Here is a 25,838-nt window from a genome sequence, read left to right on the forward strand (position 1 = left end):
ACGCCAATCGTTTCTTTTTATGATCTATAACTTTTTATTATGAAGCAAGGCATATTGCATGAAGACTTGCGCCAAACCTCCCTCCTGCCCTTGCATTTGTGCAAAACTGAAAGTTCGTTGCATAGGCATTCCTTTTATATCGATGACGCGGTACATGCCCGCCATTAGCTCGCGGCTTACCGAACGCACGGATACAATGCCCATGCAGTCAGAATTACTCAGGAATAATTTGATACTTTCCGTGCTTCCCAAGTAGAGCAACACGTTTAAGGCAGAAAGTCGCAGGTCATGCTGTTGCAAGGCTTTCTCGAATACATCGAGTGTACCCGATCCTCGTTCGCGAAGCACCAAAGGTATATTCGGTAAATCTTGTGGCAGTATTTCATCGGACATGCGCAGTTTGCTACCGGGATTCGCAATGGCCACCAGTTCATCATCCAAGAAATCAGTGTATTTCAATTGAGGCAGGCGAACGATGCCCTCAACGAGTCCCAAATCAATTCGGTGCTCCTGAAGTGCCGTTTCCACATCGCGTGAATTGCCGTTAAAGAGCGAGAGTTTTACTTGGGGGAACTTCTCGATGAAGCTCCCCAGTAATGGTGGTAATACATATTGGGCAATCGTTGTACTGGCACCCAATCGTAGCTCGCCTGTATAAGCGTTATGAAGCAAATTCATTTCATACGCCAACCGTTTGTAGTCATCCAATATGCGCTCGCTATGCTGTAGCAATAGTTTTCCGGCTTCGGTCAGTGTAATTTTATTGCCTAGCCTGTCGAACAAGCGCACCTGGTAGGTAGATTCCAATTCCTGTATGTGCTTGGTAATGGCAGGCTGACTAATAAAAAGTTCTTGCGAAGCCTTGGTAAAGCTCAAGTTCTTGGCTACATGCTGAAAGACTTTTAAACGGAAATCAGACATTGGCGAACTGTATTTTAATAACGTTCTGTTTTATCCATTGCCCCCATAATAGGCAATAAGGCACTATCCCATCGGTAGGGCAGCTCAACAGCAGACGATTTAGAAAGCATTCTTACAATATCCTTCTTCTCTGAATTAATATCAAAGATATAGTCTACCAGTTTTTGATGTATCGATTCCGGATACACATCGTTATCCCCGACAACAATTAATTGTGTGATATCTTTGGACTCCAGGAGTATATCCAGCAAATCGAGGAACAGACCTTCGGGAGAGATTAAATCTTCAGTAGGAACACTAGAGAATAAAAACTCATAGCCTGCATCACAACAGGCAACTCCATTGAGTTCAGTACTAAGTGACGAAGGCGTCAAATCGGGCAGCAGCTCCGAGTCTTTGTCATACGTAAAAATCACTTGTACCTGATTATTGGGTACATAAGGGAATTTAGCATCGAACAAAATGCACCTTACATACATTACTACATCTCCTTTCTCTTTGGCATTGAAATCTATTTTTTCAGAAAACTCTTTTAAACTAGCTGTTAAACGGTTTACATAAGCAGCATCAATCGCAATAACAGTGGGCGCAAAATTTAATTTTTTCATGTATTATTTTATTTGAGGGTATAAAGATAATGAAAAAGTTCTTTCAAGTGCAAAAGCGTCTCATTTCTTTATCCGGATAGTTGTCTTCAGTCCGGTTTCAGGGAACAATAATTAAAACAAAACGTCAGAAAACAGACAAGTAAATAGTTCTTTAACTGACTTTTTGTCTCCATAAGACAATGCTTAACTGAAAAATAGTCAGTAAAACGCCGTTGGCAAATCTTTTGCACCCTACCAGTTGTTATTTTATTACTAAACAAGAAGAAGGGAGAACTAACTATATGAACTTTAACAATTTTACCATCAAATCGCAAGAGGCAGTACAAGAGGCTGTGAATCTTGCTCAAAGCAGGGGCCAGCAGGCCATTGATCCTGTTCATGTATTGCACACCGTGATGAAGGTGGGCGAAAACGTAACTAACTTTATCTTCCAGAAGCTGGGGATAAACGGTCAGCAGATTGCTTTGGTGGCCGACAAGCAGATGGAATCTCTGCCCAAGGTATCGGGTGGCGAACCGTATTTGAGCCGTGAAACCAATGAAGTTTTTCAAAAGGCAACTCAGTACTCTAAGGAAATGGGCGACGAATTTGTATCGCTGGAACATCTATTGCTGGCTTTGCTCGTTGTCAAAAGCACGGTTTCTACCATCTTGAAAGATGCCGGGATGACCGAGAAGGAACTTCGGGCTGCCATCAATGAACTTCGCAAAGGAGAAAAAGTCACTTCACAATCCAGCGAAGAGACGTACCAGAGCCTGGAGAAATATGCCATCAACTTAAACGAGGCAGCACGTAACGGGAAACTCGACCCTGTTATCGGGCGCGACGAGGAAATTCGCCGTGTGTTGCAAATATTAAGTCGACGCACCAAGAACAACCCTATATTAATAGGTGAACCGGGTACGGGTAAAACAGCCATCGTTGAGGGATTGGCGCATCGTATTCTACGGGGTGATGTGCCCGAGAACCTGAAAAACAAACAGGTTTACTCATTGGATATGGGAGCGCTCGTTGCCGGTGCCAAATACAAAGGAGAGTTCGAAGAGCGGCTGAAATCGGTTATCAACGAGGTTATCAAGTCCGACGGGAACATCATTCTTTTCATCGACGAGATCCACACATTGGTTGGAGCCGGAAAAGGTGAAGGAGCCATGGATGCGGCCAACATACTCAAACCGGCTTTGGCGCGAGGTGAATTGCGCTCCATTGGTGCAACCACGCTGGATGAATACCAGAAATATTTCGAAAAGGATAAGGCATTGGAACGTCGTTTTCAGATTGTTCAGGTTAACGAGCCCGATACACTAAGCACCGTATCTATTCTGCGTGGACTGAAGGAGCGTTACGAAAATCACCACAAGGTTCGTATCAAAGATGATGCAATTATTGCTGCCGTTGAACTAAGCAATCGTTACATCACCGATCGTTTTTTGCCCGACAAGGCCATCGACCTGATGGATGAAGCGGCTGCCAAGTTACGAATGGAGGTCGACTCGGTGCCTGAAGAGCTGGATGAAATTTCGCGTAAGATTAAGCAGCTCGAAATTGAGCGTGAAGCCATCAAACGCGAAAGAGACGAAGCGAAACTGCAACAACTCAACAAGGAGATTGCCGAGCTAAAAGAGCAGGAAAACTCGTTCAAAGCCAAATGGCAAAGTGAGAAAGAGCTGGTGAACCAAATTCAGCAAAACAAAATTAAAATTGAGAATCTCAAATTCGAAGCCGACAAGGCCGAACGGGAAGGTGATTACGGCAAGGTGGCTGAAATCAGATACGGTAAACTTCAGGCGCTGAACAAGGAGATTGAAGACACGCAGCGCAAACTGCACGAGATGCAGGGTGACAGTGCCATGATTAAAGAAGAGGTTGACGCGGAAGACATTGCCGATGTGGTTTCCCGGTGGACCGGTATTCCGGTGAGTAAAATGCTTCAGAGCGAAAAGGATAAACTCCTGAATCTGGAAGAAGAGTTACACCAACGGGTAATCGGACAGGATGAGGCCATTGAAGCAGTGTCCGATGCTGTGCGACGCAGCCGGGCCGGACTCCAAGACCCGAAACGTCCCATTGGTTCTTTCATTTTCCTGGGAACTACGGGTGTGGGAAAAACGGAGCTGGCCAAAGCGCTTGCTGAGTTTTTGTTTGACGATGAAACCATGATGACGCGTATCGACATGAGTGAGTACCAAGAGAAGCACAGTGTTTCGCGTTTGGTTGGAGCTCCTCCGGGATACGTGGGGTATGATGAAGGCGGACAGCTTACCGAAGCCATCCGAAGAAAACCCTACTCGGTTGTTTTGTTCGATGAGATTGAAAAGGCACACCCTGACGTATTCAACATCTTGTTGCAAGTACTGGATGACGGCCGCCTCACAGACAACAAAGGCCGCGTGGTAAACTTTAAAAATACCATCATCATCATGACCTCTAACATGGGTAGCAGTTACATTCAGAGTCAGATGGAGAAGTTAAACAGTGGTAACAAAGAGGCTATTGTTGAAGAGACTAAACGGGAAGTCATGAACATGCTCAAGAAGTCCATCCGGCCCGAGTTTCTAAACCGTATTGACGAAACCATCATGTTCTTGCCGCTGACCGAGAAAGAGATCAGGCAGATTGTGCTCCTGCAAATAGGAAGCGTACAAAAAATGCTTGCCGGCAATGGTGTAAATTTGGAATTGACCAATGAGGCAATAGAGTTTATAGCCAAGGCCGGATACGATCCGGAGTTTGGTGCCCGTCCGGTTAAAAGAGCCATTCAGCGTTATTTGTTGAATGATCTGTCTAAGAAGATGTTGGCACAGGATGTTGACAGAAACAAACCCATCATTATCGATTCATTCGGTGAGAGTTTGGTATTCAGAAACTAAAAAGGCGATTGAATGATGTCCTTTCAAGAAACAAGGCTGTTTGCACACGACAAAGCGTGACAAACAGCCTCTCTTCATTGAAAAGCTCAGGTTATAAATATACTCCGTAAAGAATTTGTTTCACTACAATGTTACAAGCCAAATGAGTGATAACCAATACATAATTCCCTTTTTCGGGCAACTGAAAACAGATGTCACCCCTCTGATATTCCCATTCAGCCATTTTCACCCCATGATGCGTGTACAAAAACACCATGGAACCCGGCATGATATTGCAAACACGCAATATGCCATCATGCTGGTTAACATCTACAGCAACTCTTCTGTTATCAAATAATTCCATGTTTATAGGGTGCCCGTAGTTTCCTTTGCCAGGCCATTAAATTAAGAAAAGCGTGGAAACTATTGTTATTATTGTACCCGAGGCTCTGGACCTGCCCACTATTCAAATAATACACAATAGCCCACGCTCTTATACTATATATTTTGATATACAGCTGAGCAGGAGCGTTTATTTATTATCTCTGAATAGTGAAATTGTCCAGATTTCAAGTACCAGATAATACGCAAAAACGCTTTGAAATTTACTTCTTATATTTTTCGTATCAGGAGCTATGATTGGCTCTCTAAACGATAAAACAAAGATATTGAAAAGGATAAAATAAACAAAAAAATGAAGAGAAATATTTATGCTGATAGGAGAAATATTAAAATTCAGTCAAACTGCCTTATAAAAGCATATTAAAAGGAGATACAAACACAAAAAAGCATGGAAATATATCAACTATTTCCATGCTTTTTTATAGATAAATCAACTAGTTTATTCAGCAGTTGCTTCTTCAGTCGCTGCTCCATTAAATTCAGTAATACCATTCGTTACAAGTATGTTATACCAAGAAATCAATTTTTTGATATCTCTAGAATACACACGATCACGATCAAAATCGGGTAATACTTCTGCCAAATAAGCGTTAAGAGCTTTATCATCTGCTTTCTTAACATCAATAGATGCTACGTTGCCATTCTCTTTCTCTTTGATGGCAGTCAACACATCCTTTAAAGGCGCCTCGCCATCTTCAACGAATATAGCAATATCACCTAATGATATCATTTTCTCGTGGTTATAAGCAGGAATACGCTTTTTGTCTGCCGACAACGATTCTACTATCAGCATGTTTTTACCTCTTGAAATGAGTTTATATAATCCCGGTTTACCTGAGATCGACATAATGGTTTTCAGCATAGTAAATTTTACTTTTATTTTTAAACTGTTTGGAAAGCAAAAGTAATATTCAGTAATGAGATGAGCAACCTTAACATCATAAAAAAGGAGGATTTAAACATATATTAGGAAACGTCTATCAGGCCAAAGTCTTTATTAATGCGCCAAGTTGAGGAATCAACGCCTGCTTGTCGTCATTATAAATGATGTGATGAGCAAATGCCATTTTATCTTCGTCGGGCATTTGGTTACGCATTCTTTGTTGGATCTGCTCTGCCGCACAAGCATCTCTGCTCACGGCTCTCCGCAGCCTTATTTCTTGCGGAGCATAAACAAGAACTACTTGGTCAACATCCTCCGTAAAACCGGCTTCAATCAGAATAGCAGCTTCAATACCCACAATGGGATAAGAAGAATGTGACTGCGCCCAACGACGAAAATCATCTTTTATGCGAGGGTGAATGATTCCATTAACCATAGTCAGGTTATCTTTATTCCCAAAAATGTATGAAGCCAGCAGGGGTCTGTTCAGTTTGCCATCTTGGTATACCTCAACACCCAAAAGGGATATTAATGCGGCACGTATATCCGGATCAGTTTCCGTAAGCCGTTTCGACTCCACATCTGCAATGTAAACGGGAACTCCCATGAGTTGGAGTAGTTTCGAAACAACACTTTTTCCACTCCCTATACCACCTGTTATGCCAATTTTAATACTCATATACGGTAGCTTGCTCTATTAAAAAGTCAACAGCAGGTGGATAAATGCGCACATGACTTGCACCCCGAGGCACACTCTTTATCTTCACCGCATATTTATCCTTCCCACCCAAATGAAGCAACTCCTCATAAGACACATTGAGCACAAAATCATCGGCATTGATACTCTTAAAACGACTAACCCCTACCTGAAAAGTAAGCTGTACTTTCGAAGGGAAAGTTCTCAGCACCTTGTCGGCCGGAAAATTAATGCCCCTAACAGGAACCTCAACGGTCTTCTCTGTGTACAAGTCTATGGGTAATACCATGTTCAACTGATCGGGAACAAACTTGGCCCCCTTTACCTTTGAAAGAGAAAGGTGGTGAATGAGGGTATCGGTCATACCCGTGAGATTAAGCCGTTGCGTATAAGCAGCCGTCAAGGTATCTAAAATAAAGGGAGGCGCATAAACCAATACCGAATCGGGAGAAAAGAGTGTATCAGAAATATAATATTGCCGGGCTGGTGTTAATTTACCAATGAGCCTAACCGGAACCTTTTTTGATTTCCCTGTGGAGAAGTAATATTCCAGCGTATCGGGATTCACAGCAAGCAAGCGCGTTGAAGCACCTAGCTGTCCGGTGACCTGTTTCTCTATTTCCGCCCAGTTCACCTTGACGCGACTACTGGTTGTTTTACTCAACGGAAAGTTCAAAGTGACCTGTAGAAAACTTTTTCCCAGCATGTAATTCAGCAGTACCGTACCTTTATCCTTTACTTTGATTTTAATCTCAGCAGGCGGTTCTGTTGTCAACATCACATTGTCGGGCACACCTCTCAGGCGCACGGGAATAGAGAATTCTGCTTCGTAATCGTTGTTTAGTGTTTGTAAAAGCCAGAATGCACTGGCTATGAAGTAAAAGAATAAAAAAATTAAGAACTCTCTGCTCTTATCACTAAGCAGAAAGCCCTTAATCCTTCTTATAGATTTCAAATAAAGACACTTTATGTTCCGTAATCCGAACATGGTCATTATTTATTAAAATCCTTATTTCTTCTCAGTATCTGCCGCTGCCGCGAAAACAGAATTCTTATCTATTCTGACTTTCACATTATCGGCAATTTCAAGAATCACATAATCGTCACCTACTTCTTTTATTTTGCCATAAATACCACCGGCAGTAACCACTCTTTGGTTCACTTCGAGTGATTTACGGAAGTTGGCAATCTCTTTTTGTTTCTTGTTCTGAGGACGAATCATGAAGAAATACATGATAGCAAACATAGCAATAAGCATAATCCACATCATGCTTCCTCCTCCTGCTGCAGCAGCTCCTTGCAGAAATACAGTCAATAAAGTCATAAAAATCGTTTTTTAGTTTTTAATCTACTAGTTACAAAGGTATCATTATTTTGTTAGTTTACCTTCCTTTTTCAATTGATTAACTATTCCATCGAGTGTACCATTAATAAAGCTTCCGCTCTTGCCTGTACTGTAGAGCTTAGCTATTTCAACATACTCATTCAATGAAACACTAATAGGAATATTAGGGAAACTCAAAATCTCTGCCAAAGCACATTGCATGATAACCACATCCATAAAAGCCACACGATCAAGATCCCAGTTACGGGTATTATCACTGATTAAGTGGCGGTAGTAATCACCGTTCAATATCGTTCTGCGGAACAAGCGACGCGCGAACTCCTGGTCCTCATCGTCTTTAAATTCCGGCAGCAAAGGTTGCGAAGCACCTTTGCTTTCTTCAAATCTTTTGATTGTTTTCAATACGAATGTATCAACAATTTCCTTGTCGTCATTCCAATACAAACTTTGATCTTCCAATACCTGATCAAGCGAATCATTATTAAAAACAAAAGATTTATATAACTTTCTCCATAACTCACGATCGGCTTCATAAGAAGAATCGGAAGAAGCCATATACTCCTTATATAAATCAGAAGCAGTGATCTTGTCATAAAGCTCTTTCACGAATTCCTGATCGTTATCCCAGGTTTTCTTTTGGTTAGAGATGAACTCAAGTAACTGTTTATTAACCTCAAGCTGAGCAACAAACTTGTTTTCAATGAACTTCATGTTGGGTGATAAATCTTCCGAAGTCGGTGCTAATTTAGCTTTTCCCGCATCAACACGCTTTTGTGCGTAGTTCGTCAAAGCAACCATCAACATCAGCAGGTAATTATACAAGTCATAAGCCTTTGAAAGGCTAAAAAATAATTCTTTCTCCGCTGAGTCTAAATTTTTGCTGCCGTTCTGATAGTACGCATACACTAGCTGTATGATTTTAAGACGAATAAGAACTCTGTTAATCATAAATTTTAATCAATACTGTTATTAACGAATTGCAAAAGTAGCTATTTTCGGTGAGTAAACCCAAATAAATCACATTTTTTTGCATAGTATTTGATTCTATGTCCTTTTTCTTTTGACAGTTTAAAAAAAAGTATCAATTTTGGGCCGACTTTAGAAATTACCCCAAACGTTATGGAAGATTTTAAAAAGAAAAATGCGATGGATTTAAATGATAAGGAGATTGTCTTTTCAAAATCCATTAAGGCTGGTAAACGCATTTACTACCTTGATGTAAAGAAGAATCGAAAAGATGAAATGTTTCTTGCAATCACAGAGAGCAAGAAAATAGTAATGAGCGAAGGAGATGATTCTCAGGTTAGTTTCGAAAAACATAAAATCTTTTTATATAAAGAAGATTTCGAGAAATTCATGACCGGACTAACACAAGCAATTGCTTTCATCAACAAGAAACAACCGTTGGCTCTTGATGATAGTGACAAAAAGGAAAAGCTTGAGGTTGATTTGGAAGAAAATCTGGGCAAAACAGAGATTGGAACGGAAATAAAGTTTGATATAGATTTCGAATAATCATCGGATTGCTTTGATAAATCAAACGAAAAGCGTACTTTTGCACCGCTTTTTGCAACATCGTGTGATATACCACATCGTGTGATGGTGAGTTAAGCAAACAAATAAACTTAATTTAGAGTAACACAAAAAAATTAAAAAAATGAAATCAATTGAAGTAAAAGGTACTGCAAGAACCATTGCAGAACACTCTTCAGAGCAGAGCAGAGCTCTAAAAGCACTTCGTAAAAACAACTGTGTACCTTGTGTACTTTACGGAGCAGGTGACAATGTTCACTTTACAGTAACAAATGACGAGGTTCGTAATCTTATTTACACTCCTCACATTTATATAGTTGATTTGGTTATCGACGGTAAGAAAGTAAAAGCAATTTTGAAAGATATCCAATTCCATCCGGTAAAAGATACCATCCTTCATATTGACTTCTTCCAGATTGACGAATTAAAGCCTATCATTATGGAAGTTCCTGTTCAATTGGAAGGTCTTGCTGAAGGTGTTAAAGCCGGTGGTAAATTAACTCTGCAAATGCGTAAGTTGAAAGTGAGAGCTTTATACAATGTAATCCCTGAGAAGTTGACTGTAAATGTTGCTCACCTCGGTTTGGGTAAAACTGTAAAAGTTGGCGAACTTTCTTATGAAGGACTTACTCTTCTGAACGCAAAAGAAGCTGTTGTATGTGCTGTTCAATTGACACGTGCTGCAAGAGGTTTGGCTGCTGCAGGTAAGTAATCAGATATTTTCCCTTCGGGGATAAAGAAGCGCAGATTAACGCAGAGGATACAGCATCAAGTTGTGTCAATCTGCGATAATTTGCGTTTTTCATTTAAATAATAAGCAATGAAATATTTAATTGTAGGACTCGGAAACATTGGTCCCGAATACCATGAAACACGCCACAACATAGGCTTTATGGTAGTAGACGCATTCGCAAAAGAAGCCGGAAAATCATTTGTTGACGGGCGATACGGATTTACAACTTCCGTCTCCGTTAAAGGCAGGCAGCTTTTGCTACTGAAGCCCTCCACCTATATGAACCTGAGCGGTAATGCAGTTCGTTACTGGATGCAGAAGGAAAATATTCCTTTGGAGAATGTGCTCATTATTGTTGATGATCTGGCCTTGCCTTTTGGCACCCTTCGTTTAAAAAGCAAAGGAAGCGATGCCGGGCACAACGGTTTGAAACACATTGCAGCCACTTTGGGCACTGCGAATTATGCGCGTCTGCGTTTCGGTATCGGCAATGAGTTTCCCAGAGGGGGGCAAATTGATTTCGTTCTGGGGCACTTTGAAGAGGAAGATTGGAAGACCATGGACGAACGCCTGAAAACTGCCGGCGAAATCATCAAAAGCTTTTGTTTGGCAGGTATTGATATTACCATGAATCAATTTAATAAAAAATAAATAATATGCCCGAAGCCAGAATTGATAAGTGGATGTGGGCTGTACGTATCTTCAAAACACGTACCATCGCCGCAGAAGCTTGTAAAAAAGGAAGAGTAACCATTAACGGTTCGCAGGTTAAAGCAGCCAGAATGATAAAACCCAATGATGTGATCCAGGTTAAAAAGCCACCCATCATTTATTCATTCAAGGTGTTGCAGGCCATTGAAAAACGGGTGGGCGCCAAGCTTGTTCCCGAAGTGATGGAAAACGTTACCACTCCCGATCAATACGAATTGCTGGAGATGAGTAAAGCGAGCGGATTTGTAGACAGAGCACGAGGGACCGGTCGCCCAACTAAAAAAGACCGCCGTAACCTGGAAGACTTTACCGACCCCGAATTCATGGACGATTTTGATTTCGACTTTGATTTTGAGGAGTAACACCACCGTAAACAAATCGTTGCACACAGTTGTGAGCATTGACATACCGACATAAAATATCCCCTTGATTCAATTGGCTTTATTAATGGACCAAACAGAATCAAGGGGATATTCTTTTATACGAACTGCGTATTACAAATGAGCCTTCACAGCATCAATCAGCTGCTGATATTCTTCTTCAGAAAGGTATACTTTGCCAGGATTCATTTGAAAAGTGCTTCCATAATCGGGTCCGTCAACATATTTGGGAGCCAAATGGAAATGCAGGTGAGATAGCTTATCGGAATAAGCTCCGTAGTTTATCTTTTCCGGATGAAAAGCTTTATCCATAGCGCGGGTCACACGTGCAACATCGGCCATAAATGCGTTCCGATCTTCATCGCTCAATTCAAAAAGATCGTTCACATGATCTTTATACGCAACCAAACAACGGCCACGGTAAGTTTGTTCCTTAAACAAAAAAACGCGAGATACACTGAGCTGAGCTATCTCAATCATCAAACTATGCAATGTATCGTTATTCTGGCAATACAAGCATTCTTTGGGGTCACTCTTCATGATACTTACTTTTATTTATTTACGCAAAAGTACGTATTTCCGGCCTATTTGTTGTCTACTTTTTCATTCTTTTGGTTAACTAATTGGTGCACATTATCATTTTCACCAACTACCCACACCACATCACCTTCTTCAAAAGGCGCATTCACATCGGGCGACATCAACGAGTTTCCGTCTCTCTCAACCCCTACTACCAAACACCTATATTGTTCACGAATGCCCAGATCGCGAAGTTTGTGGTGCCTGAAAATAGAGTCGGCATCAACAACAAACTGTTTTAAAACCATGGTACTCTTTTCTATCGCCCCATTGTCTAAAGAAGAGACACTCTCCATTTCACGAGAGAACAGGTTTAGTTGTTCATCCGTACCAATCACCTGAATTTTGTCCATGGGAAAGATACGTTCCTCGGCTCCCGGAATGTTTATTCGCTTCATCCCTCTGAGAATGGAGACCACATGCACATCATATTTTCTGCCTAGATTCAATTCTTTCAGCGTACGCCCTGCCCACGCCGATTCACCCGGTACCTCATAATCAGTGAGGTGAATGTCTTGCGACAGCAACCTTCCGGCATAGGCAGGCTTCTTCTCGCCCATGTATTCGGCCTGAAGATCCCGGTAACGAAGGTTCTGAATGAAACGGCGCTCCAAAAAGATAGAATGTCGCTTCAACCGGCGCGAGTACACCATGGCCAGCACAGCCAATACAGCTATGCCCAACGCAATTCCGATGGAGGCTTCGAATAGATTGGCTATGATAAACGTGACAAACGAAATGGCCAGTACCACACGAAACACAATGGTAGAGACCAACGGACCGCGGTTCACGTGACTGTCATTCCACAGCGTTGTAAATTCTATGGAGTGATTCTTTTTGACCACGATAGCTCTTAAGAAAGGCGAAATACATAGAATCATAAAAGCAGCTCCTAGCAGTGAACTCCAGAAAGCAGGCAAGCTATGGTAGAAAAAAGGCATGACGTACCGGAACGAAAGTGCAATCACAGCGATACTCAATACGGAATAAACCACAATGATACGCAGCAAAGCAGCAAGAAGCTTCCTCCATAGATTTTCGTGGTTCATCGTTGTTTCCGTTCCTCGTGAATAACGAGTCAGAAAGCGCCGCCACGATCCGGGCAAGTTCCGCTCCAGTCGGTCGGAAACAGGACCCGCAATCCTGATCATATAAGGAGTCATAAAGGTTGTTATCACCGAAACGGCTACCACAATGGGATAAAGGAAGTTACTAGTCACCCCTAATGAAACGCCCAGCGAAGCGATGATAAAAGCAAATTCACCAATCTGCGTCAAGCTGAAGCCGCACTGCATGGCGGTTTTCAATGGCTGTCCGGCCAACACAACGCCAAATGTTCCGAAGATGGCCTGTCCACCTATTACCACCAAGGTAATCACACAAATAGGAACAGCGTATTCCACAATCATAGCGGGGTTAACCATCATGCCCACCGATACGAAAAACACAGCGCCAAACAAGTCCTTCACCGGTTTCACCAGGTGAGAGATAGACTCAGCCTCCACCGTTTCGGCCAAAATAGATCCCATGATAAAGGCACCGAATGCAGCCGAAAAACCGGTATGCGCCGCTAGCATCACCATACCGAAACATAAGCCCAACGAAACAATCAGCAAGGTTTCCTGATTCATTAGTTTGCGCAACCGTTTCAGAAACTGAGGGATGAGATAGATGCCCACAATAAACCAAAGAATCAGGAAGAAGAGCAACTTACCAATACTGCCGAACATTTCGACCCCTTCGAAATTGTTTTTCAGCGCCATAGTTGAAAGCATTACCATCAACACAATGGCCAAGATATCTTCCAGAATCAAGATGCTCAGCACCAGACCGGCAAACTTCTTCTTTCCCAGTCCCATATCTTCAAAAGCCTTGTAGATAATGGTGGTTGACGACATGGCAATCATTCCTCCCAGGAAAAGACAGTCCATTCGTTTCCAACCAAATGCCATGCCCACGCCAATGCCCAGCAATATCATGCAAAAAATCACCGTACAGGCAGCAATAACCGCTGTACCTCCCACCTTGACTATTTTTTTGAAACTAAACTCCAGTCCCAAAGCAAATAATAAAAAGATAACACCGATGTCGGCCCACGTCTGAATATTGGCCGTGTCCATCACCGAAGGAGTAAAAGAAATGTGCGGGCTAGACAAGAATCCAGCCATTACATACCCCAACACCAACGGTTGCTTTAATTTTTTAAATAACAAAGTCATGATGCCGGCCGATATTAAAATCAGTGCCAGGTCGGCTATCAAGGTAGGTAAATGTGACATTTGCGTATAATCTTATTTTCGGAAAGGGAATTTCACCACCTTCGCTTTTAATTTTCTGCCGCGCACATCCACATAAAGTTCAGTGCCCGGCAAGGCCAGTTCGGTTTGCACGTAGCCCATTCCTATGCCCAGCTTGCTGAGAGGCGACATGGTGCCCGAGGTGACAGCCCCTATTTTATCACCCGCAGCAGCATAAAGTTCGTATCCCTGGCGAGGAATGCCCCGGTCAATCATTTCAAAACCAATTAACTTACGGCTAACCCCCTCCTGCTTTTGTCTCTCGAGCATGGCACGATTGATGAAGTTCTTACCCTCTACAAACTTGGTAATCCAACCCAGTCCCGCTTCAATGGGAGAAGTCGTATCATCAATGTCATTACCGTACAAACAGAAGCCCATCTCCAAACGAAGCGTATCGCGGGCACCCAGTCCCACGGGTTTGATTCCAAATTCCTGCCCTGCTTCAAAAACAGCATTCCATATAGCATCTGCATGCTCGGGATAGAAATAGAGTTCAAAACCACCAGCACCCGTATAGCCGGTGTTCGATACAATAACCTCCTTCACACCTGCCATTTCACCCACAACAAATGTGTAGTAAGGAATAGCAGAGAGATCCATCCGGGTGAGCTTCTGCAAAGTAGCCAATGCCTGCGGACCCTGCACAGCCAACTGCGCCATGTGATGGGATGCATTTTCGAGTACAGCCCCTTCCGTATTATGATCCACACACCATTTCCAGTCCTTCTCAATGTTTGCTGCATTGACCACCAGCAGATACTTTTGAGGCTCATACTGATAAACCAACAAATCGTCAACAATCCCCCCTTCTTCGTTTGGGAAGCAAGTATATTGAATCTTTCCGGGTGTTAAAGCCGCCACATTATTGGATGTCACTTTCTGCAAAAACTCCAATGCCTTGGGACCTTTTACCCAAAATTCACCCATGTGCGACACATCGAACACGCCCACAGTTTGGCAAACCGTTAGGTGTTCATCAATAATACCCGAATATTCAATGGGCATGTTGTAACCGGCAAACTCGTGCATTTTAGCACCAAGAGCCACATGTTTTTCTGTAAATGGAGTGTGTTTCATAGCTATAGGTTTATTTATCGGAAGCCACCATTTCGGCAATCTTAACGATTACCTTCATAGCCTTTTCCATGTTCTGAATAGGTACAAATTCGTAACGACCGTGGAAGTTGATCCCACCGGCAAAAATATTGGGACAAGGTAACCCTTTGAATGAAAGCTGAGCACCATCGGTACCTCCGCGAATGGGTTTCACATTAGGCTTCACACCTACTGCTTCCATGGCAGCAAAAGCCACATCAATGATGTGCATAACAGGTTCAATCTTCTCGCGCATGTTATAATACTGGTCACGCATTTCGAGCGTAGCCGTTCCCTCGCCAAATTCCGCATTGATTTTGTTTACCAAATGCAGTATCTCCTTCTTTCGGTTTTCAAACTTATCGCGGTCATGGTCACGGATAATATAGTTCAGCGTAGTTTGCTCCACATCACCCTGCATGCCGTTCAAGTGATAAAATCCTTCGTATTTTTCGGTATGTTCAGGCGTTTCGTGACGTGGCAACATGTTAATAAACTGACTGGCTATGCGCATGGAATTAATCATTTTATGCTTTGCATAACCGGGATGCACGTTGCGTCCTTTGAAAATAACCTTGGCACCGGCAGCGTTGAAGTTTTCAAATTCCAGTTCGCCCAGTTCGCCGCCATCCATGGTGTAACCCCATTCGCAGCCAAACTTCTCCACATCGAATTTATGAGCCCCTTCACCAATCTCTTCATCGGGGTTAAAGCCAATACGAATCTTTCCGTGCTTAATTTCAGGATGCTCCATCAGGTAAACCATTGCCGATACAATTTCGGCTATGCCAGCCTTATCATCTGCTCCGAGCAATGTTTTGCCGTTTGTTACAATCAGGTCTTCACCTTTGTGGTTAAGCAATTCGGGAAACTGTGCAGGCGACAACACAATATTTTCTTCGGCGCAAAGCACAATATCACTACCGTCATAGTTTTGCACAATGCGGGGAGACACGTTCTTACCCGACATATCGGGGCTAGTGTCCATGTGTGATATAAAGCCGATAGTAGGAACTTCTTTATCCGTATTGGCAGGTAAAGTGGCAAACAAATAGCCATTTTCATCCAGTTCCACCTCTTGCAGTCCCAGCGATTCAAGCTCCTCTTTGAGGTATTTAGCAAAAACCATTTGTCCCGGAGTACTGGGAGTCAGCCGTGTAAGTTCATCAGATTGCGTATCAAAACTCACATATTTCAAGAAACGTTCTGTCAGATTCATCATATTATATACTTTAATTATATTTATAGAAGTAGTTTATTGTCCGTAAAGGTAAAAAAAGAGCGGTGAACTCCCAAAGAAATTCACCGCTCTTATTGTATAAAAATGATTCTTTTATCAGAAACGCATTCTTTACTTCCACTTTTTCACAGCTTTTTTATCGGCAGCAGTTGCTTCAACCAAGCTCAGAGCAAATCCGCCGCTGGCAGCTTCTTTTACTGAAATCCGTGTTTTACTGGTTACCAAGCCCTTCTTAATCTGGTAAGAAGCCGGGTTGTCAATGTAATGAGCATCTTTACCGTCGGCATAGAGCGTAGCTACATATTGTTTGCCCGGTTCCAGGAAGTTGAGGTTCACCACCGCTGTGCGGGGATTCTCATCGGTAATGCCGCCAACAAACCAGCTGGAACTACCTTTTGCTTTGCGGGCAATAGTCAGATAATCTCCCGGTTCTGCCTCCAGGTACTTACTTTCATCCCAGTCAATGGCTACGTCTTTAATAAACTGGAACGCATCGAGGTGACGCTCGTAGCTTTCGGGCAGGTCGGCTGCCATTTGCAACGGACTGTACATGGTTACATACAGCGCCAATTGCTTAGCCAAAGTAGTGTGTACAAAACTATGTTCGCCTTCACCCAGGAAAGAAAGTTTCGTATCGAAAATACCGGGTGTATAATCCATCGGGCCACCAACGAGACGGGTAAACGGCAACAAGGTAGTATGGAAAGGCTTGCTACCTCCAAATGCCTCGTATTCGGTACCGCGAGCCGATTCGTTTCCAATCAGGTTGGGGTATGTGCGGCAAATACCTGTAGGACGAACCGCCTCGTGTGCATTGACCTTCATGCCCGGATGTAAAAAGACAGTGGCTCCGGTTCTTAATGCCCTGAACCTTAAGGCGTTTAGCTCACGCACCATAACTATAGACCTGCCGACTCTTGCGACTGCGGGCGACCCTGCTCCGACTGTTGAAGCCTATATCGGGACATCAGGCTCAATCGCAGTAACCGGGTCTGATGTAACAGGGTCTTCAGAAGGACCGATAGATGTATCCATGAGCGGTTATCAGTTCAAGGGCCTCACGACCGGAACCGGCTATGATATCATCGTTGTCGCCAAAAACAAGGGCGGGTTCTCGGTAAAAACACTTTCTAACATCGTGCCAGCGGTACCCTCGATCGACCCAGCCTCGTATCAGCAGATCGGCAATGATGAAATGGGCTTGTTCCGCTGGTATCTCTCGGTATGCGACGATCCTCTGGACGACTTCAGCAAGATCAAGTCTTATGAAGATTCCCAGTTTTATCTTTCATCGTACCGCTATCCGATCGCTTTCATGACCTATTTCTTTGCAACAGAGCAGTATTACAAGCTCCGGCCTACAGTGAACTCATTAAGCCCCGTATGGACCGCCTGATCCAGAAGATGCTGCTAAAGCAGGTGTGGCAGTACTGGGCCGTGCGCAGTAAAGGTGTGGATTTCCTTGAGCCGAAGATGGACACACCCTATCCTGAAAAGCATGACCCGGTTGGAGATGAGAATATCATGTACTCCGGACACCTGGGGCACATGATCGGCCTTTATGAGATGCTTTACCGTGACCCGAAATGGGATGCCCCGGGTTCCATTGTCTTCAAGTGGAGCGATACCGAGGAGTATGTCTATAATAACTATTCCCTTCAGAAAGTGATGTACGACCAGATGATGAACAACTCGTACCACAGCATCGAATGCGAGCCTAACGCGGTCTTTGCCGAATGCAATCAGCATCCGATCCTTTCTTTCATGCTGTATGACCAGGTTCATGGAACCAGTCTGGCCGAGGCACGCAACCTGTTTCTTGACTTTTTCCTCAAGAACTCGTTCATAAACCCTGTTACGCATGAGACTGGTCTCCTTTGGCTGGTCAAGCAGAAGACCATGATAACCCAGGAATTTGCAAGTTTCGGAAACAGCCTTTCACTGTTTACAGTTCCTCTGGCCTGGCTGGGGCAGATAATTGTTAATTCCTCGGTTTCCAACGGCTGGAACGGTGCAATGATGCATGCCTGGGAGCCGGCACTGATCGAGCGCCATTACCCGTACCAGAAGTCCAAGCATGTAATAGATGAAGGCAGCAGTGCACATCTGAAAACTGAATGGATCACCGACCAGATCGCCACGCCGTTTTTCGCTTTGTTGGCGGCAGAAGTAGGGGATTCGGCCACAAGGGACAAGTTAGTGGCTTGGTGCAACAGTTTCTACAAGGCCGAATGAATAACGGCATGCTTGTCTATCCGGTTGGAGCTGATACCTACATCAATCAGCAGACAGACAAGACTTTCACCCCGTGGCCGCAGAACCTTACAGGCGTACTTGTCGCATACGCGGTTGCCAATCCGCCTAACGGCATACAGACACTTCATAACAAACCGTTCACGCAGAAAAACTTCGATGCACCCAAGGTGACCGGCGTAGACTTCCGAATGCCCTGCTCAAACGGGCGATCTATGACTTTGAAAAGGAAGCCCTCGTTTTGACAATACAGGGAGGCACAGAGAACCCGAGCGGCAACACGTCATTTAACGTAACACAGCTTGACCCGACCAGGTCATGGAGGCTCTTTGTGGACGGAGTTGCTCAAGATGAATATACCGGGGTGAGCTCGGTTACAATTACTGTGCCACTGGATGCACGGCATGACCTTGTCCTGATAGCGGAGTAACTGGATTTATGAAAAAGTCTCAAATCTGGGCATTGGTATTGGTATTGCTTGGGGTTATCGTGGTTTTGATCCCCTGGTACCTGTTCCCTGTCTGCGGTGCAGGACGTTATGCGCCCCAGCAGGAACGATTGCACGCATGCACGGCTGCGACGGAACACTGAAGGCCGCTACGGTTCTGGGCGTGCTGGTGATGTGTACCGGCATTTTACCGCTGCTGGTAAAACAGTACTGGGCCGTGCTGGTGGCAGCTGTTTCAACAGCCATTATCGGAGTCCTGCTGATCCTTTTTTCCTACTTCCATTACCGGCGTATGCAGGATACCTACCATGCCCTGCGTTTTCGGCACCAAGCCTGCCCTCATTATTGCAGGCATAGTGTTGCTTATGGCAAGCGGCATCGGCGGTCTGTTGATTAAGAAAAATCCATAATGACAACTGCAGGGCTTGCCTGGGGCAACCTTATCCAACGTCCATGGCGAACCGCCATACTGGTGATATGCATCGCCTGCCTGGTGGGGATGCAGCTTGCCGCCACTATTATCGATCACGCCAGCCGACAGGGACTCAAGCTCGGATTGCAGAGGCTCGGGGCTGATCTGGTGGCAGTCCCGCGCAATTGGACAGCAATCTCGTACAGGCATATATGACCGGAAAGGCCGCGGTCTTTTATATGCCTGCCTCCCTTGAGCAGCGCATCCAGGACCTCGAATTCGTAAAACAGACCTCTCCCCAACTGTATATCGAGTCACTTTCCAATGCGGCTTGCTGTTCATCCTGGAACGTATTCCTGATCGGTTTCGATCCACAGACCGACTTCACTGTCCGGCCATGGCTGAATAAGCATCGCGACATCCAACTGGGACCAGCCGATATCCTGGTCGGGGCGGCGATCCAATCCTTCCCAGGCATGGCTTACAAATTTTACGGCCAGACCTTCACAGTAGCCGGTAACCTTGACTCAAGCGGAATGGGCCTGGATTACTCGGTCTTCATACCCATGGCCGGGGTCAAACGAATGATAGCCGAGTCCGGGACAAAGGCTAAGAAACGTCTGGATATAGCGCCGGATCAGATATCGGCAGTGCTTATAAAGCTTAAAGCGAAGGATTTGGCGGCCTTCCAGGATGGAAAGCCGCTTACGAGATCGAACGCCTGATACCGGAGATCACAATCATTCGTCCATCTGATATCACAATCAAGGTCCAGAACAACCTGTCCGGTACTCTAAAAACTCTAACCATGGCAAGCTTCGCCATATGGCCCATGACTGTTCTGCTCGTCGGTCTGGTGTTCATGATGGCCGTCCGGGAACGACAGCGCGAGATCGGCCTCATGCGGGCCATGGGCAGCACACGCCTGTTCATATTCAAAATGATCCAAATAGAGGCACTTATGATATCGATCCTGGGTGCTGTTCTGGGGCTTATAGTATCGTCAGGAATTGTAATCAGTTTCGAGCGCATGATCGCGCTGAAACTTGAAATTCCATTTACAGTACCGGGCAACTTGGAGCTTCTCGGTATCGCCGCCCTCTCCTTTGGATTGGCGGTGGCTACGGGTATTCTGGCAGCCATGATTCCAGCCCTGCGTGTCAGTGCCATGGAGCCGTACGAGGCGATCAGGAGGGCCGGATGATCATACTGACTGAGGTCTCAAAACACTATGGTACTGGTGCAAATGAAATCAAAGCCGTTGACGGCATTTCCCTTCATGTGGCACAGGGGGAATTCCTTATCCTGATCGGGCACTCAGGAAGCGGCAAGACCACACTCCTGAATCTCATAGCCGGAATGACAAGGCCTGACAAGGGGTGCATTGAAATCGCCGGAAGGGATATCCTGAGCATGAGCGATGCCGAACTGGCACATTTCAGGGCTGCCGTCATCGGATTTGTCTTTCAATTCCAGAGCATGATTTCAACACTCACCGCCCTCAATAATGTCAGGCTCCCGGCTCTTTTCCGCCGCCATCGATCCGAAAGGTCTGAGGCATTGGCCTCGCTTGATCGAGTTGGTCTGGCCGGCCGTGAGAATGCCTATGCGCATGAGCTTTCATTAGGACAGCAGCGTCGCGTGGGTATTGCACGAGCCCTGATCAGCTCCCCCTCACTGCTTTTGTGTGATGAACCAACAGGCGACCTGGATCCCGAGACAGAACAGATCATCATGGAGTTGATTGTACAGGCGAACCGGAACGGCACAACAGTCGTTATGGCCACACACAACCACGACTTGTGCACTTTTGCCGATCGTGTACTGCGCATGGACCACGGCCGCATTGACCCAATTAAGGGGTAGTCGAACCATCCGTGATTTTGTTAGATTTTGAAATTAAAATGTCCGCCCTGAAAACCTAAGGTGTATAAAAAGTTCCCGACAACAAAAACTTGATATAAGCAGTTGCCTTGATCGGATTTTGTCCTGTAGCAGGTTATCCATTTGAAAAATCAAGTTGCAGTTAATATAGGCAGAAAAGTCGCGATCAATTTTTTCTGCGGTTGCTGGGCCGGGGCCTATAATTCTGCCTGTTTTTTCCACATCCCTCTTAATTCCATCTATAATTTCTGCAGGTGCAGCCGTGCCTGAGCCTTTGCCCGGATAGATCTCATAAAGCCTGCGGTATTTTATGGGAGTGAAATCCGGCATGATAATATTGGCCCCTGCCATGAGAGATTTAACACGGTTTTGGGGATCAAGTGTTGTGAGCGCAGTGGTTGCAGGAATATTCGTGTTCCGCGTAACGATGCGCGTCAAGGCTATCATCTTGAGAACCATTTCAGCCTCACCTTTAGGGGAACCTTTAAAGGTGTCTCATCGTGAGGTATAAAAGGTCCAATTCCTATCATGTCGATATCGAGTTCCCTGAACATCATTATGTCTTCTGCCAGAGATTCTATCGTCTGCCCCGGAAGACCCACCATTACGCCGGAGCCTGTTTCAAAGCCAATGGATTTTAAATGCTTCTGACATTTCAAACGGCAGGACAGCTCGCATCCTGGCCTGATATCTTTATAAAGCTGCGCGTCCGATGTCTCATGCTTTAGCAGGTATCTGTCGGCACCTGCAGCCTTGAACAGCTCATAATCTTCAAAAGGCCATTCGCCGATGGAAAGCGTAATGACAAGACCGGTTTCGTCTTTTATCCTCCTTATGAGGTTAACAATCTTTTGCGATGAGTAAAACGTATCTTCACCTGACTGCAGGACTATGGTCCCTATTCCTGAACCAAGGATATCCTTGGCCCCAGAAAGGATTTCATCATCCGTCATCCGGTATCTTTTAATATTTGCATTGGAACATCTTAGTCCGCAATAAAGGCAATCCTGCAAGCAGTAGTTTGAAAACTCGATAATCCCTCTCAGATAAACTTCATCACCTGTGCATTCTTTCTTACCCTCGTCGCTTCTGCAAACAGGACAGAAGGATCATCGGCTGAAAGCGCTCTTAAGATATCCGATTTATTGTATGTTTTTTTTTCTTTTAGATCACCACTCACAACTCTTAGCCCTTCTTTAAATGTACAGATCTCTTTCTCCATTCTCCATGCGCTTCAGCCTGCTGTTGATGGATCGTTTGAGGCCGGCGCCTTCTGTATCCGCCAGCAGTTTTTCCACCAGTTTCAGGCCTGCCTTCTTTGTCTTATCACTTGCATAGTCAAGCAGGTATTCTTCGAAAGTGAATATCGCGTTTGTCCGGCAGAACTTCTTTATCAGACCGGGTTTCGCCAGATCCATAAGTCGGCGCCTGTCCTTCCGAGCCTGTAGCATGCAGTGCAGAAACTGGGGATAAGCCCTTGCTGGACTATTTCGTAAATCACTTCATCGAGAGAGCGCGTATCACCAAGGTTGAACTGAGCCGCCATGAAGTCATTGCCTCCGTGGTCATGATATCCACCGGGGATTTGTGCGTGATCCCGCACTTATCTGTGAGACTCCCAGACCGAATATTTCGTTCCTGAGCGCCGCGGATTCACGGGTAGTAAGAATCATCCCGGTATATGGCACCGCCAGCCTCAATACAGCAACAAGCTTTTTGAATTCGTCATCGCTTACAGGATGCGGCGGTTTTATTGCGGCAGGCGCATTTAATGCAGGTTCGAGGCGCGGAATCGATATTGTATGCGGTCCTACCCCGCATGTTTTTTCCAGGTGCTGCGCGTGATACAAAAGCCCCAGGACTTCAAACCTGTAATCATAAAGACCGAACAGGGCGCCGATTCCCACATCGTCAATACCGGCCTCCTGAGCCCGGTGCATGGCCGTCACCCTGTATTCATAGTTTCTTTTAGGGCCTGACGGGTGCATCTCCCTGTAGGTCGCATGATGATAGGTCTCTGGAAAAGCAGGTATGTGCCTATTTGGCGGCCTTCAGCCTCTTGAATTCTTCAACTTCAAGAGGCGCCACTTCGACATTTATACGCCTTATCTCTCCGTTGAAATTTGTTGTTGCATAAACTGTTTCTATTGCTTCGATAAAATAATCCAGGCTTGAACGAGTTGGATGTTCCCCGCACAGCATCAGAATGCGTTTGTGCCCTTCGGCTTCTATCGCCTGCGCCTCAGCCGCTATCTCTTCCATAGTGAGCGCCACCCTTTTAAGCTCTTTGTTGGCGCGTCTGAATCCGCAGTAAAGGCAATTGTTAGAACAGTGGTTGGCAATATAAAGAGGCGCGAAAAGCACAAGACGGTTGCCGTATATCGACTCTTTCACAAAGCGGGCAGTTATAAGTATTTCATTGATAAGTTCTTTATCCTCTGTCTGCAGAAGCACTGACGTTTCTTCAGGAGTGAGGCCTTTCAATTCCTTCGCTTTATCAAGAACGTCCTCAACCCTCTTCTTTTCAGGTCTGACTGAAATATCCAGAACATGTTGAATCTTATCATCATCAATAAAGTCTTTCATGAGGCACTTCCTTTTTAATTATTCATCTTTTTTTCAAATGCCATGAGCGCTGCAGGGAATGGTTCAAGAGAGCGTCTGATAACACCTGCAGGAATGAGATGGCCACGCCGTAATTTGTAATTGCCACACCTGCCTGATGCGCCTTCTGAATCCTGCTCATCATTTCACGCCTGGTCAGCATGCAGCCGCCGCAGTGAATGATCAGTTTATATTCGGAGAGGTTTTCAGGATAATCTCTGCCTGCATAGGCCTCTGCCTTCACATCAAAACCGAGGTACTGCCTCAGCCATCTTGGTATCTTTACCCTTCCGATATCATCTTCGAGCGCATGATGCGTGCAAGCCTCTGCGATAAGCACCCTGTCTCCTGGCTTCAGATTATCAATTTCAGCAGCGCCTTGTGCAGCGATTGACAGGTCACCTTTCTGTCTGGCAAACAGGATTGAAAATGTCGTTAGCCTTATATCTCTGGGCACATCCGCAGAAACCTTCAATATCGCCTGTGAGTCGGTAACAACCACATCGGGCTTTTTGTTCAAGGTTGAAAGCATCGCTGAGAGTTCGCGCTCCTTCACGACGAACGCGGCAGCATCGTTATCCAGCGTATCCCTTATAGTCTGGACCTGAGGCAGGATGAGCTGCCCTTGGGCGCCTGCAGGTCTATAGGTACTACCAGTACTGCAATGCCGCCCGGATTCACCAGATCGCCTATCAGCCTGGGCGGCTCAATGAAGTCATCCGGCGCAACCTCTATCAGCTGCTGTTTTACAGCGTTTACATAGGCATTTCTTTCATTAGAGTTGATACTGGAAACCTCTAGGATCCTCGATCTCTTTTCCCTTAATTTTTCCAGAAACGCGTGTGCCGGTTTTAGAAGGTCGGTTTTGTTTATAATGACAATGACAGGAATTTTATTTTCATCAGCCTTTAACAGAACTTCATCTTCGAATTCCGTCCATACATCCGGTTCGGTTACAAGCAGAATGACATCGGCCCTGTCATATATCTTACTGGTTTTATTAAGCCTCAATTGAGCGAGTTCCGAAATGTCATCGACTCCTGCCGTGTCAAGAAAAAGCACTGGCCCGAGCGGCAGAAGTTCGCATGCCTTTTCAACAATATCGGTTGTTGTGCCTGCAACCGGTGATGTTATCGCATAGTCCTGACCGATTAGCATATTCATGAAACTCGATTTTCCGACATTCGTCCTGCCGAATATTGCGATATTGAGCCTGTTAGCTTTTGGAGTATCCTGCATTTTTCTGCCCTATTATTTCTTATATGGTCCCCTTACCCTTAAATCCAAGTGCTGTAAGCGCATACGGATCAAGTGCTTTGGAAACGAGATCTTCACCGAGCAAGCCTTTCAGGTAGGTCCTGAAATCCATACCGTTTTCTTTTTTGTAACCGTTCATTATTTCCGTTGCTTTCTCATATCCTATATACGGCACCAGGGCCGTTATGATCATGGGGCTGGAATTTACAATCCCGGCGCATTTTCCGGAATCCGCCGATATGCCCAATACATGCTCGGCCAACATAATATCCGCATTTGAGAGAATGTCCATGCTCTCTATCAGTGCATCAACCAGCATGGGCATGAATTCGATTATCTGGAACGTCGAACGGCTTGCAGTTTCCGTCACGATGAGATCGTTGGCAATGACGCGGATTCCAGCCTGGATAACCGCCTCCATTATCACCGGATTGACCTTTCCGGGCATGGCCGATGACCCGGCCTGCAAGGAAGGCAGCTTTATCTCGCCAAGCATGTTCATCATCCTAAGATCGCCCGCGATCTTTATCAGGTTCGATGCATGGGCCTTCATGATGCCCGAGACTTCAACGAATGCATCGGCATTCGAGGTCTCTCCGGCAAGGTTATCGCCGCGGCTCAGTCCAAGGCCCGTGACATCCCTCAGTTTTTCTATGACAAGAAATATATAGTCCTTCGGGGCGGAAATACCGGTGCCTATAGCA

33 protein-coding genes and 1 pseudogene are annotated in these 25,838 nt (G+C 45.0%); 12 read left to right on the forward strand and 22 right to left on the reverse strand.

From position 1 onward, the window contains the following. Nucleotides 1-24: 24 nt before the first annotated feature. Nucleotides 25-921 carry a LysR substrate-binding domain-containing protein gene (locus ACKPCE_RS15545; RefSeq protein ID WP_319505862.1) on the reverse strand — a complete coding sequence of 299 codons (897 nt, stop codon included), beginning with the start codon at nt 919-921 and terminating at the stop codon, nt 25-27. A 14-nt stretch (nt 922-935) separates the two neighbouring features. Continuing rightward, a complete protein-coding gene (locus ACKPCE_RS15550) occupies nt 936-1,529 on the reverse strand; it encodes a DUF6621 family protein (RefSeq protein WP_319505863.1) in 594 nt (197 codons plus the stop codon). A gap of 281 nt (nt 1,530-1,810) precedes the next feature. On the opposite strand from ACKPCE_RS15550, the gene clpB reads away from it, so the two are divergent. Next, nucleotides 1,811-4,399: an ATP-dependent chaperone ClpB gene (gene clpB / locus ACKPCE_RS15555; protein ID WP_319505864.1), complete on the forward strand. Its 2,589-nt coding sequence runs from the start codon at nt 1,811-1,813 to the stop codon at nt 4,397-4,399. Nucleotides 4,400-4,490: 91 nt separating this feature from the next. Here the strand turns inward: clpB and ACKPCE_RS15560 are convergent, their stop codons facing one another. From ACKPCE_RS15560 to nusB, 6 genes are all read right to left on the reverse strand, one after another. Next, nucleotides 4,491-4,742 (reverse strand): hypothetical protein, encoded by a 252-nt coding sequence (locus ACKPCE_RS15560; RefSeq protein WP_319505865.1) that lies wholly within the window; start codon nt 4,740-4,742, stop codon nt 4,491-4,493. Between the two features lie 477 nt (nt 4,743-5,219). Continuing rightward, complete coding sequence (locus ACKPCE_RS15565; RefSeq protein ID WP_319505866.1) at nt 5,220-5,642, reverse strand: DUF5606 family protein; 423 nt, start codon at nt 5,640-5,642, stop codon at nt 5,220-5,222. A 118-nt stretch (nt 5,643-5,760) separates the two neighbouring features. Beyond that, nucleotides 5,761-6,342, reverse strand: coding sequence for a dephospho-CoA kinase (coaE, locus tag ACKPCE_RS15570; RefSeq protein ID WP_319505867.1), 582 nt, complete (start codon nt 6,340-6,342; stop codon nt 5,761-5,763). Further along, on the reverse strand, nt 6,332-7,348 hold the full coding sequence (locus ACKPCE_RS15575) for a CdaR family protein (RefSeq protein ID WP_319505868.1): 1,017 nt from the start codon (nt 7,346-7,348) through the stop codon (nt 6,332-6,334). The genes coaE and ACKPCE_RS15575 overlap by 11 nt, the downstream gene beginning before the upstream one ends. Nucleotides 7,349-7,369: 21 nt before the next feature. Continuing rightward, nucleotides 7,370-7,684 carry a preprotein translocase subunit YajC gene (gene yajC / locus ACKPCE_RS15580; protein ID WP_276962116.1) on the reverse strand — a complete coding sequence of 105 codons (315 nt, stop codon included), beginning with the start codon at nt 7,682-7,684 and terminating at the stop codon, nt 7,370-7,372. Nucleotides 7,685-7,729: 45 nt separating this feature from the next. After that, the gene (gene nusB, locus ACKPCE_RS15585; RefSeq protein ID WP_319505869.1) at nt 7,730-8,653 is read right to left on the reverse strand and encodes a transcription antitermination factor NusB; all 924 of its coding nucleotides are present in this window, start codon (nt 8,651-8,653) and stop codon (nt 7,730-7,732) included. A 171-nt stretch (nt 8,654-8,824) separates the two neighbouring features. On the opposite strand from nusB, the gene ACKPCE_RS15590 reads away from it, so the two are divergent. The 4 genes from ACKPCE_RS15590 to ACKPCE_RS15605 all read left to right on the forward strand — a co-directional run bounded on the left by ACKPCE_RS15590 (nt 8,825) and on the right by ACKPCE_RS15605 (nt 11,044). Then, a complete protein-coding gene (locus ACKPCE_RS15590) occupies nt 8,825-9,220 on the forward strand; it encodes a DUF3276 family protein (protein WP_024996492.1) in 396 nt (131 codons plus the stop codon). Between the two features lie 142 nt (nt 9,221-9,362). After that, complete coding sequence (locus ACKPCE_RS15595; protein ID WP_276962119.1) at nt 9,363-9,950, forward strand: 50S ribosomal protein L25/general stress protein Ctc; 588 nt, start codon at nt 9,363-9,365, stop codon at nt 9,948-9,950. Between the two features lie 108 nt (nt 9,951-10,058). After that, nucleotides 10,059-10,622, forward strand: a complete 564-nt coding sequence (pth, locus tag ACKPCE_RS15600) for an aminoacyl-tRNA hydrolase (RefSeq protein WP_276962122.1) — start codon at nt 10,059-10,061, stop codon at nt 10,620-10,622. Nucleotides 10,623-10,627: 5 nt separating this feature from the next. Then, nucleotides 10,628-11,044, forward strand: a complete 417-nt coding sequence (locus ACKPCE_RS15605; RefSeq protein WP_319505870.1) for an Hsp15 family ribosome-associated heat shock protein — start codon at nt 10,628-10,630, stop codon at nt 11,042-11,044. Nucleotides 11,045-11,176: 132 nt separating this feature from the next. Here ACKPCE_RS15605 and ACKPCE_RS15610 read toward each other — a convergent pair whose 3' ends face one another. From ACKPCE_RS15610 to ACKPCE_RS15630, 5 genes and pseudogenes are all read right to left on the reverse strand, one after another. After that, nucleotides 11,177-11,602 carry an HIT family protein gene (locus ACKPCE_RS15610; protein ID WP_276962127.1) on the reverse strand — a complete coding sequence of 142 codons (426 nt, stop codon included), beginning with the start codon at nt 11,600-11,602 and terminating at the stop codon, nt 11,177-11,179. A gap of 44 nt (nt 11,603-11,646) precedes the next feature. Beyond that, nucleotides 11,647-13,920, reverse strand: coding sequence for a monovalent cation:proton antiporter family protein (locus tag ACKPCE_RS15615; RefSeq protein ID WP_319505871.1), 2,274 nt, complete (start codon nt 13,918-13,920; stop codon nt 11,647-11,649). Between the two features lie 12 nt (nt 13,921-13,932). After that, entirely contained in the window at nt 13,933-15,018 is a 1,086-nt protein-coding gene (gene gcvT / locus ACKPCE_RS15620) for a glycine cleavage system aminomethyltransferase GcvT (RefSeq protein ID WP_319505872.1), read from the reverse strand. Nucleotides 15,019-15,028: 10 nt separating this feature from the next. Continuing rightward, nucleotides 15,029-16,255 carry a peptidase T gene (gene pepT, locus ACKPCE_RS15625; protein WP_319505996.1) on the reverse strand — a complete coding sequence of 409 codons (1,227 nt, stop codon included), beginning with the start codon at nt 16,253-16,255 and terminating at the stop codon, nt 15,029-15,031. Nucleotides 16,256-16,387: 132 nt separating this feature from the next. Continuing rightward, a pseudogene (locus ACKPCE_RS15630) lies at nt 16,388-17,095 on the reverse strand (glycoside hydrolase family 97 catalytic domain-containing protein); the annotation flags it as partial. A gap of 214 nt (nt 17,096-17,309) precedes the next feature. Here ACKPCE_RS15630 and ACKPCE_RS15635 point away from each other — a divergent pair. The 7 genes from ACKPCE_RS15635 (at nt 17,310) to ACKPCE_RS15665 (ending at nt 21,255) form a co-directional block, all read left to right on the forward strand. Further along, complete coding sequence (locus tag ACKPCE_RS15635; RefSeq protein ID WP_319505873.1) at nt 17,310-17,672, forward strand: hypothetical protein; 363 nt, start codon at nt 17,310-17,312, stop codon at nt 17,670-17,672. Beyond that, entirely contained in the window at nt 17,660-18,511 is an 852-nt protein-coding gene (locus tag ACKPCE_RS15640; RefSeq protein ID WP_319505874.1) for a linalool dehydratase/isomerase domain-containing protein, read from the forward strand. Before ACKPCE_RS15635 ends, ACKPCE_RS15640 begins: the two co-directional genes overlap by 13 nt. Beyond that, nucleotides 18,484-18,774 (forward strand): hypothetical protein, encoded by a 291-nt coding sequence (locus tag ACKPCE_RS15645; RefSeq protein WP_319505875.1) that lies wholly within the window; start codon nt 18,484-18,486, stop codon nt 18,772-18,774. Before ACKPCE_RS15640 ends, ACKPCE_RS15645 begins: the two co-directional genes overlap by 28 nt. Before the next feature lie 511 nt (nt 18,775-19,285). Continuing rightward, on the forward strand, nt 19,286-19,387 hold the full coding sequence (locus ACKPCE_RS15650) for a hypothetical protein (protein ID WP_407655015.1): 102 nt from the start codon (nt 19,286-19,288) through the stop codon (nt 19,385-19,387). 214 nt (nt 19,388-19,601) lie between these two features. Then, nucleotides 19,602-20,114, forward strand: coding sequence for a hypothetical protein (locus ACKPCE_RS15655; RefSeq protein WP_319505877.1), 513 nt, complete (start codon nt 19,602-19,604; stop codon nt 20,112-20,114). Between the two features lie 83 nt (nt 20,115-20,197). Continuing rightward, the gene (locus tag ACKPCE_RS15660; protein ID WP_319505878.1) at nt 20,198-20,593 is read left to right on the forward strand and encodes an ABC transporter permease; all 396 of its coding nucleotides are present in this window, start codon (nt 20,198-20,200) and stop codon (nt 20,591-20,593) included. After that, the gene (locus ACKPCE_RS15665) at nt 20,590-21,255 is read left to right on the forward strand and encodes an ABC transporter ATP-binding protein (RefSeq protein ID WP_319505879.1); all 666 of its coding nucleotides are present in this window, start codon (nt 20,590-20,592) and stop codon (nt 21,253-21,255) included. Before ACKPCE_RS15660 ends, ACKPCE_RS15665 begins: the two co-directional genes overlap by 4 nt. Before the next feature lie 33 nt (nt 21,256-21,288). On the opposite strand, the gene ACKPCE_RS15670 is transcribed toward ACKPCE_RS15665, so the two are convergent. The 9 genes from ACKPCE_RS15670 to ACKPCE_RS15710 form a co-directional block, all read right to left on the reverse strand. Next, nucleotides 21,289-21,720, reverse strand: coding sequence for a hypothetical protein (locus tag ACKPCE_RS15670; protein ID WP_319505880.1), 432 nt, complete (start codon nt 21,718-21,720; stop codon nt 21,289-21,291). Then, nucleotides 21,717-22,319 carry a radical SAM protein gene (locus tag ACKPCE_RS15675; RefSeq protein WP_319505997.1) on the reverse strand — a complete coding sequence of 201 codons (603 nt, stop codon included), beginning with the start codon at nt 22,317-22,319 and terminating at the stop codon, nt 21,717-21,719. Before ACKPCE_RS15675 ends, ACKPCE_RS15670 begins: the two co-directional genes overlap by 4 nt. Further along, a complete protein-coding gene (locus ACKPCE_RS15680) occupies nt 22,316-22,495 on the reverse strand; it encodes a hypothetical protein (RefSeq protein WP_319505881.1) in 180 nt (59 codons plus the stop codon). The genes ACKPCE_RS15675 and ACKPCE_RS15680 overlap by 4 nt, the downstream gene beginning before the upstream one ends. Further along, the gene (locus tag ACKPCE_RS15685; RefSeq protein ID WP_319505882.1) at nt 22,470-22,691 is read right to left on the reverse strand and encodes a hypothetical protein; all 222 of its coding nucleotides are present in this window, start codon (nt 22,689-22,691) and stop codon (nt 22,470-22,472) included. The genes ACKPCE_RS15680 and ACKPCE_RS15685 overlap by 26 nt, the downstream gene beginning before the upstream one ends. A gap of 147 nt (nt 22,692-22,838) precedes the next feature. Beyond that, nucleotides 22,839-23,261: a hypothetical protein gene (locus tag ACKPCE_RS15690; RefSeq protein ID WP_407655016.1), complete on the reverse strand. Its 423-nt coding sequence runs from the start codon at nt 23,259-23,261 to the stop codon at nt 22,839-22,841. A 49-nt stretch (nt 23,262-23,310) separates the two neighbouring features. Then, nucleotides 23,311-23,859 carry a radical SAM protein gene (locus tag ACKPCE_RS15695; RefSeq protein WP_319505883.1) on the reverse strand — a complete coding sequence of 183 codons (549 nt, stop codon included), beginning with the start codon at nt 23,857-23,859 and terminating at the stop codon, nt 23,311-23,313. Nucleotides 23,860-23,881: 22 nt separating this feature from the next. Continuing rightward, entirely contained in the window at nt 23,882-24,493 is a 612-nt protein-coding gene (locus ACKPCE_RS15700; RefSeq protein ID WP_319505998.1) for a hypothetical protein, read from the reverse strand. Beyond that, nucleotides 24,469-25,116 carry a GTPase gene (locus tag ACKPCE_RS15705; RefSeq protein WP_319505884.1) on the reverse strand — a complete coding sequence of 216 codons (648 nt, stop codon included), beginning with the start codon at nt 25,114-25,116 and terminating at the stop codon, nt 24,469-24,471. The genes ACKPCE_RS15700 and ACKPCE_RS15705 overlap by 25 nt, the downstream gene beginning before the upstream one ends. A 19-nt stretch (nt 25,117-25,135) precedes the next feature. Further along, nucleotides 25,136-25,838, reverse strand: a 703-nt coding sequence (locus ACKPCE_RS15710) for a lyase family protein (RefSeq protein ID WP_319505885.1), incomplete at its 5' end; no start/stop codon positions are given.

It is taken from the genome of Bacteroides graminisolvens (assembly GCF_963666085.1).
Lineage (GTDB): Bacteria > Bacteroidota > Bacteroidia > Bacteroidales > Bacteroidaceae > Bacteroides > Bacteroides graminisolvens.

Bases quoted from the DNA above. Each gene is read 5' to 3' on its own strand.
- ACKPCE_RS15545 (WP_319505862.1), bottom strand. From the start codon at position 921: ATGTCTGATTTCCGTTTAAAAGTCTTTCAGCATGTAGCCAAGAACTTG.
- ACKPCE_RS15550 (WP_319505863.1), bottom strand. From the start codon at position 1,529: ATGAAAAAATTAAATTTTGCGCCCACTGTTATTGCGATTGATGCTGCT.
- clpB (WP_319505864.1), top strand. From the start codon at position 1,811: ATGAACTTTAACAATTTTACCATCAAATCGCAAGAGGCAGTACAAGAG.
- ACKPCE_RS15560 (WP_319505865.1), bottom strand. From the start codon at position 4,742: ATGGAATTATTTGATAACAGAAGAGTTGCTGTAGATGTTAACCAGCAT.
- ACKPCE_RS15565 (WP_319505866.1), bottom strand. From the start codon at position 5,642: ATGCTGAAAACCATTATGTCGATCTCAGGTAAACCGGGATTATATAAA.
- coaE (WP_319505867.1), bottom strand. From the start codon at position 6,342: ATGAGTATTAAAATTGGCATAACAGGTGGTATAGGGAGTGGAAAAAGT.
- ACKPCE_RS15575 (WP_319505868.1), bottom strand. From the start codon at position 7,348: ATGTTCGGATTACGGAACATAAAGTGTCTTTATTTGAAATCTATAAGA.
- yajC (WP_276962116.1), bottom strand. From the start codon at position 7,684: ATGACTTTATTGACTGTATTTCTGCAAGGAGCTGCTGCAGCAGGAGGA.
- nusB (WP_319505869.1), bottom strand. From the start codon at position 8,653: ATGATTAACAGAGTTCTTATTCGTCTTAAAATCATACAGCTAGTGTAT.
- ACKPCE_RS15590 (WP_024996492.1), top strand. From the start codon at position 8,825: ATGGAAGATTTTAAAAAGAAAAATGCGATGGATTTAAATGATAAGGAG.
- ACKPCE_RS15595 (WP_276962119.1), top strand. From the start codon at position 9,363: ATGAAATCAATTGAAGTAAAAGGTACTGCAAGAACCATTGCAGAACAC.
- pth (WP_276962122.1), top strand. From the start codon at position 10,059: ATGAAATATTTAATTGTAGGACTCGGAAACATTGGTCCCGAATACCAT.
- ACKPCE_RS15605 (WP_319505870.1), top strand. From the start codon at position 10,628: ATGCCCGAAGCCAGAATTGATAAGTGGATGTGGGCTGTACGTATCTTC.
- ACKPCE_RS15610 (WP_276962127.1), bottom strand. From the start codon at position 11,602: ATGAAGAGTGACCCCAAAGAATGCTTGTATTGCCAGAATAACGATACA.
- ACKPCE_RS15615 (WP_319505871.1), bottom strand. From the start codon at position 13,920: ATGTCACATTTACCTACCTTGATAGCCGACCTGGCACTGATTTTAATA.
- gcvT (WP_319505872.1), bottom strand. From the start codon at position 15,018: ATGAAACACACTCCATTTACAGAAAAACATGTGGCTCTTGGTGCTAAA.
- pepT (WP_319505996.1), bottom strand. From the start codon at position 16,255: ATGAATCTGACAGAACGTTTCTTGAAATATGTGAGTTTTGATACGCAA.
- ACKPCE_RS15635 (WP_319505873.1), top strand. From the start codon at position 17,310: ATGAGCGGTTATCAGTTCAAGGGCCTCACGACCGGAACCGGCTATGAT.
- ACKPCE_RS15640 (WP_319505874.1), top strand. From the start codon at position 17,660: ATGGACCGCCTGATCCAGAAGATGCTGCTAAAGCAGGTGTGGCAGTAC.
- ACKPCE_RS15650 (WP_407655015.1), top strand. From the start codon at position 19,286: ATGCCCTGCGTTTTCGGCACCAAGCCTGCCCTCATTATTGCAGGCATA.
- ACKPCE_RS15655 (WP_319505877.1), top strand. From the start codon at position 19,602: ATGACCGGAAAGGCCGCGGTCTTTTATATGCCTGCCTCCCTTGAGCAG.
- ACKPCE_RS15660 (WP_319505878.1), top strand. From the start codon at position 20,198: ATGGCAAGCTTCGCCATATGGCCCATGACTGTTCTGCTCGTCGGTCTG.
- ACKPCE_RS15665 (WP_319505879.1), top strand. From the start codon at position 20,590: ATGATCATACTGACTGAGGTCTCAAAACACTATGGTACTGGTGCAAAT.
- ACKPCE_RS15670 (WP_319505880.1), bottom strand. From the start codon at position 21,720: ATGATAGCCTTGACGCGCATCGTTACGCGGAACACGAATATTCCTGCA.
- ACKPCE_RS15680 (WP_319505881.1), bottom strand. From the start codon at position 22,495: ATGGAGAAAGAGATCTGTACATTTAAAGAAGGGCTAAGAGTTGTGAGT.
- ACKPCE_RS15685 (WP_319505882.1), bottom strand. From the start codon at position 22,691: ATGGATCTGGCGAAACCCGGTCTGATAAAGAAGTTCTGCCGGACAAAC.
- ACKPCE_RS15690 (WP_407655016.1), bottom strand. From the start codon at position 23,261: ATGCACCCGTCAGGCCCTAAAAGAAACTATGAATACAGGGTGACGGCC.
- ACKPCE_RS15695 (WP_319505883.1), bottom strand. From the start codon at position 23,859: ATGAAAGACTTTATTGATGATGATAAGATTCAACATGTTCTGGATATT.
- ACKPCE_RS15705 (WP_319505884.1), bottom strand. From the start codon at position 25,116: ATGCAGGATACTCCAAAAGCTAACAGGCTCAATATCGCAATATTCGGC.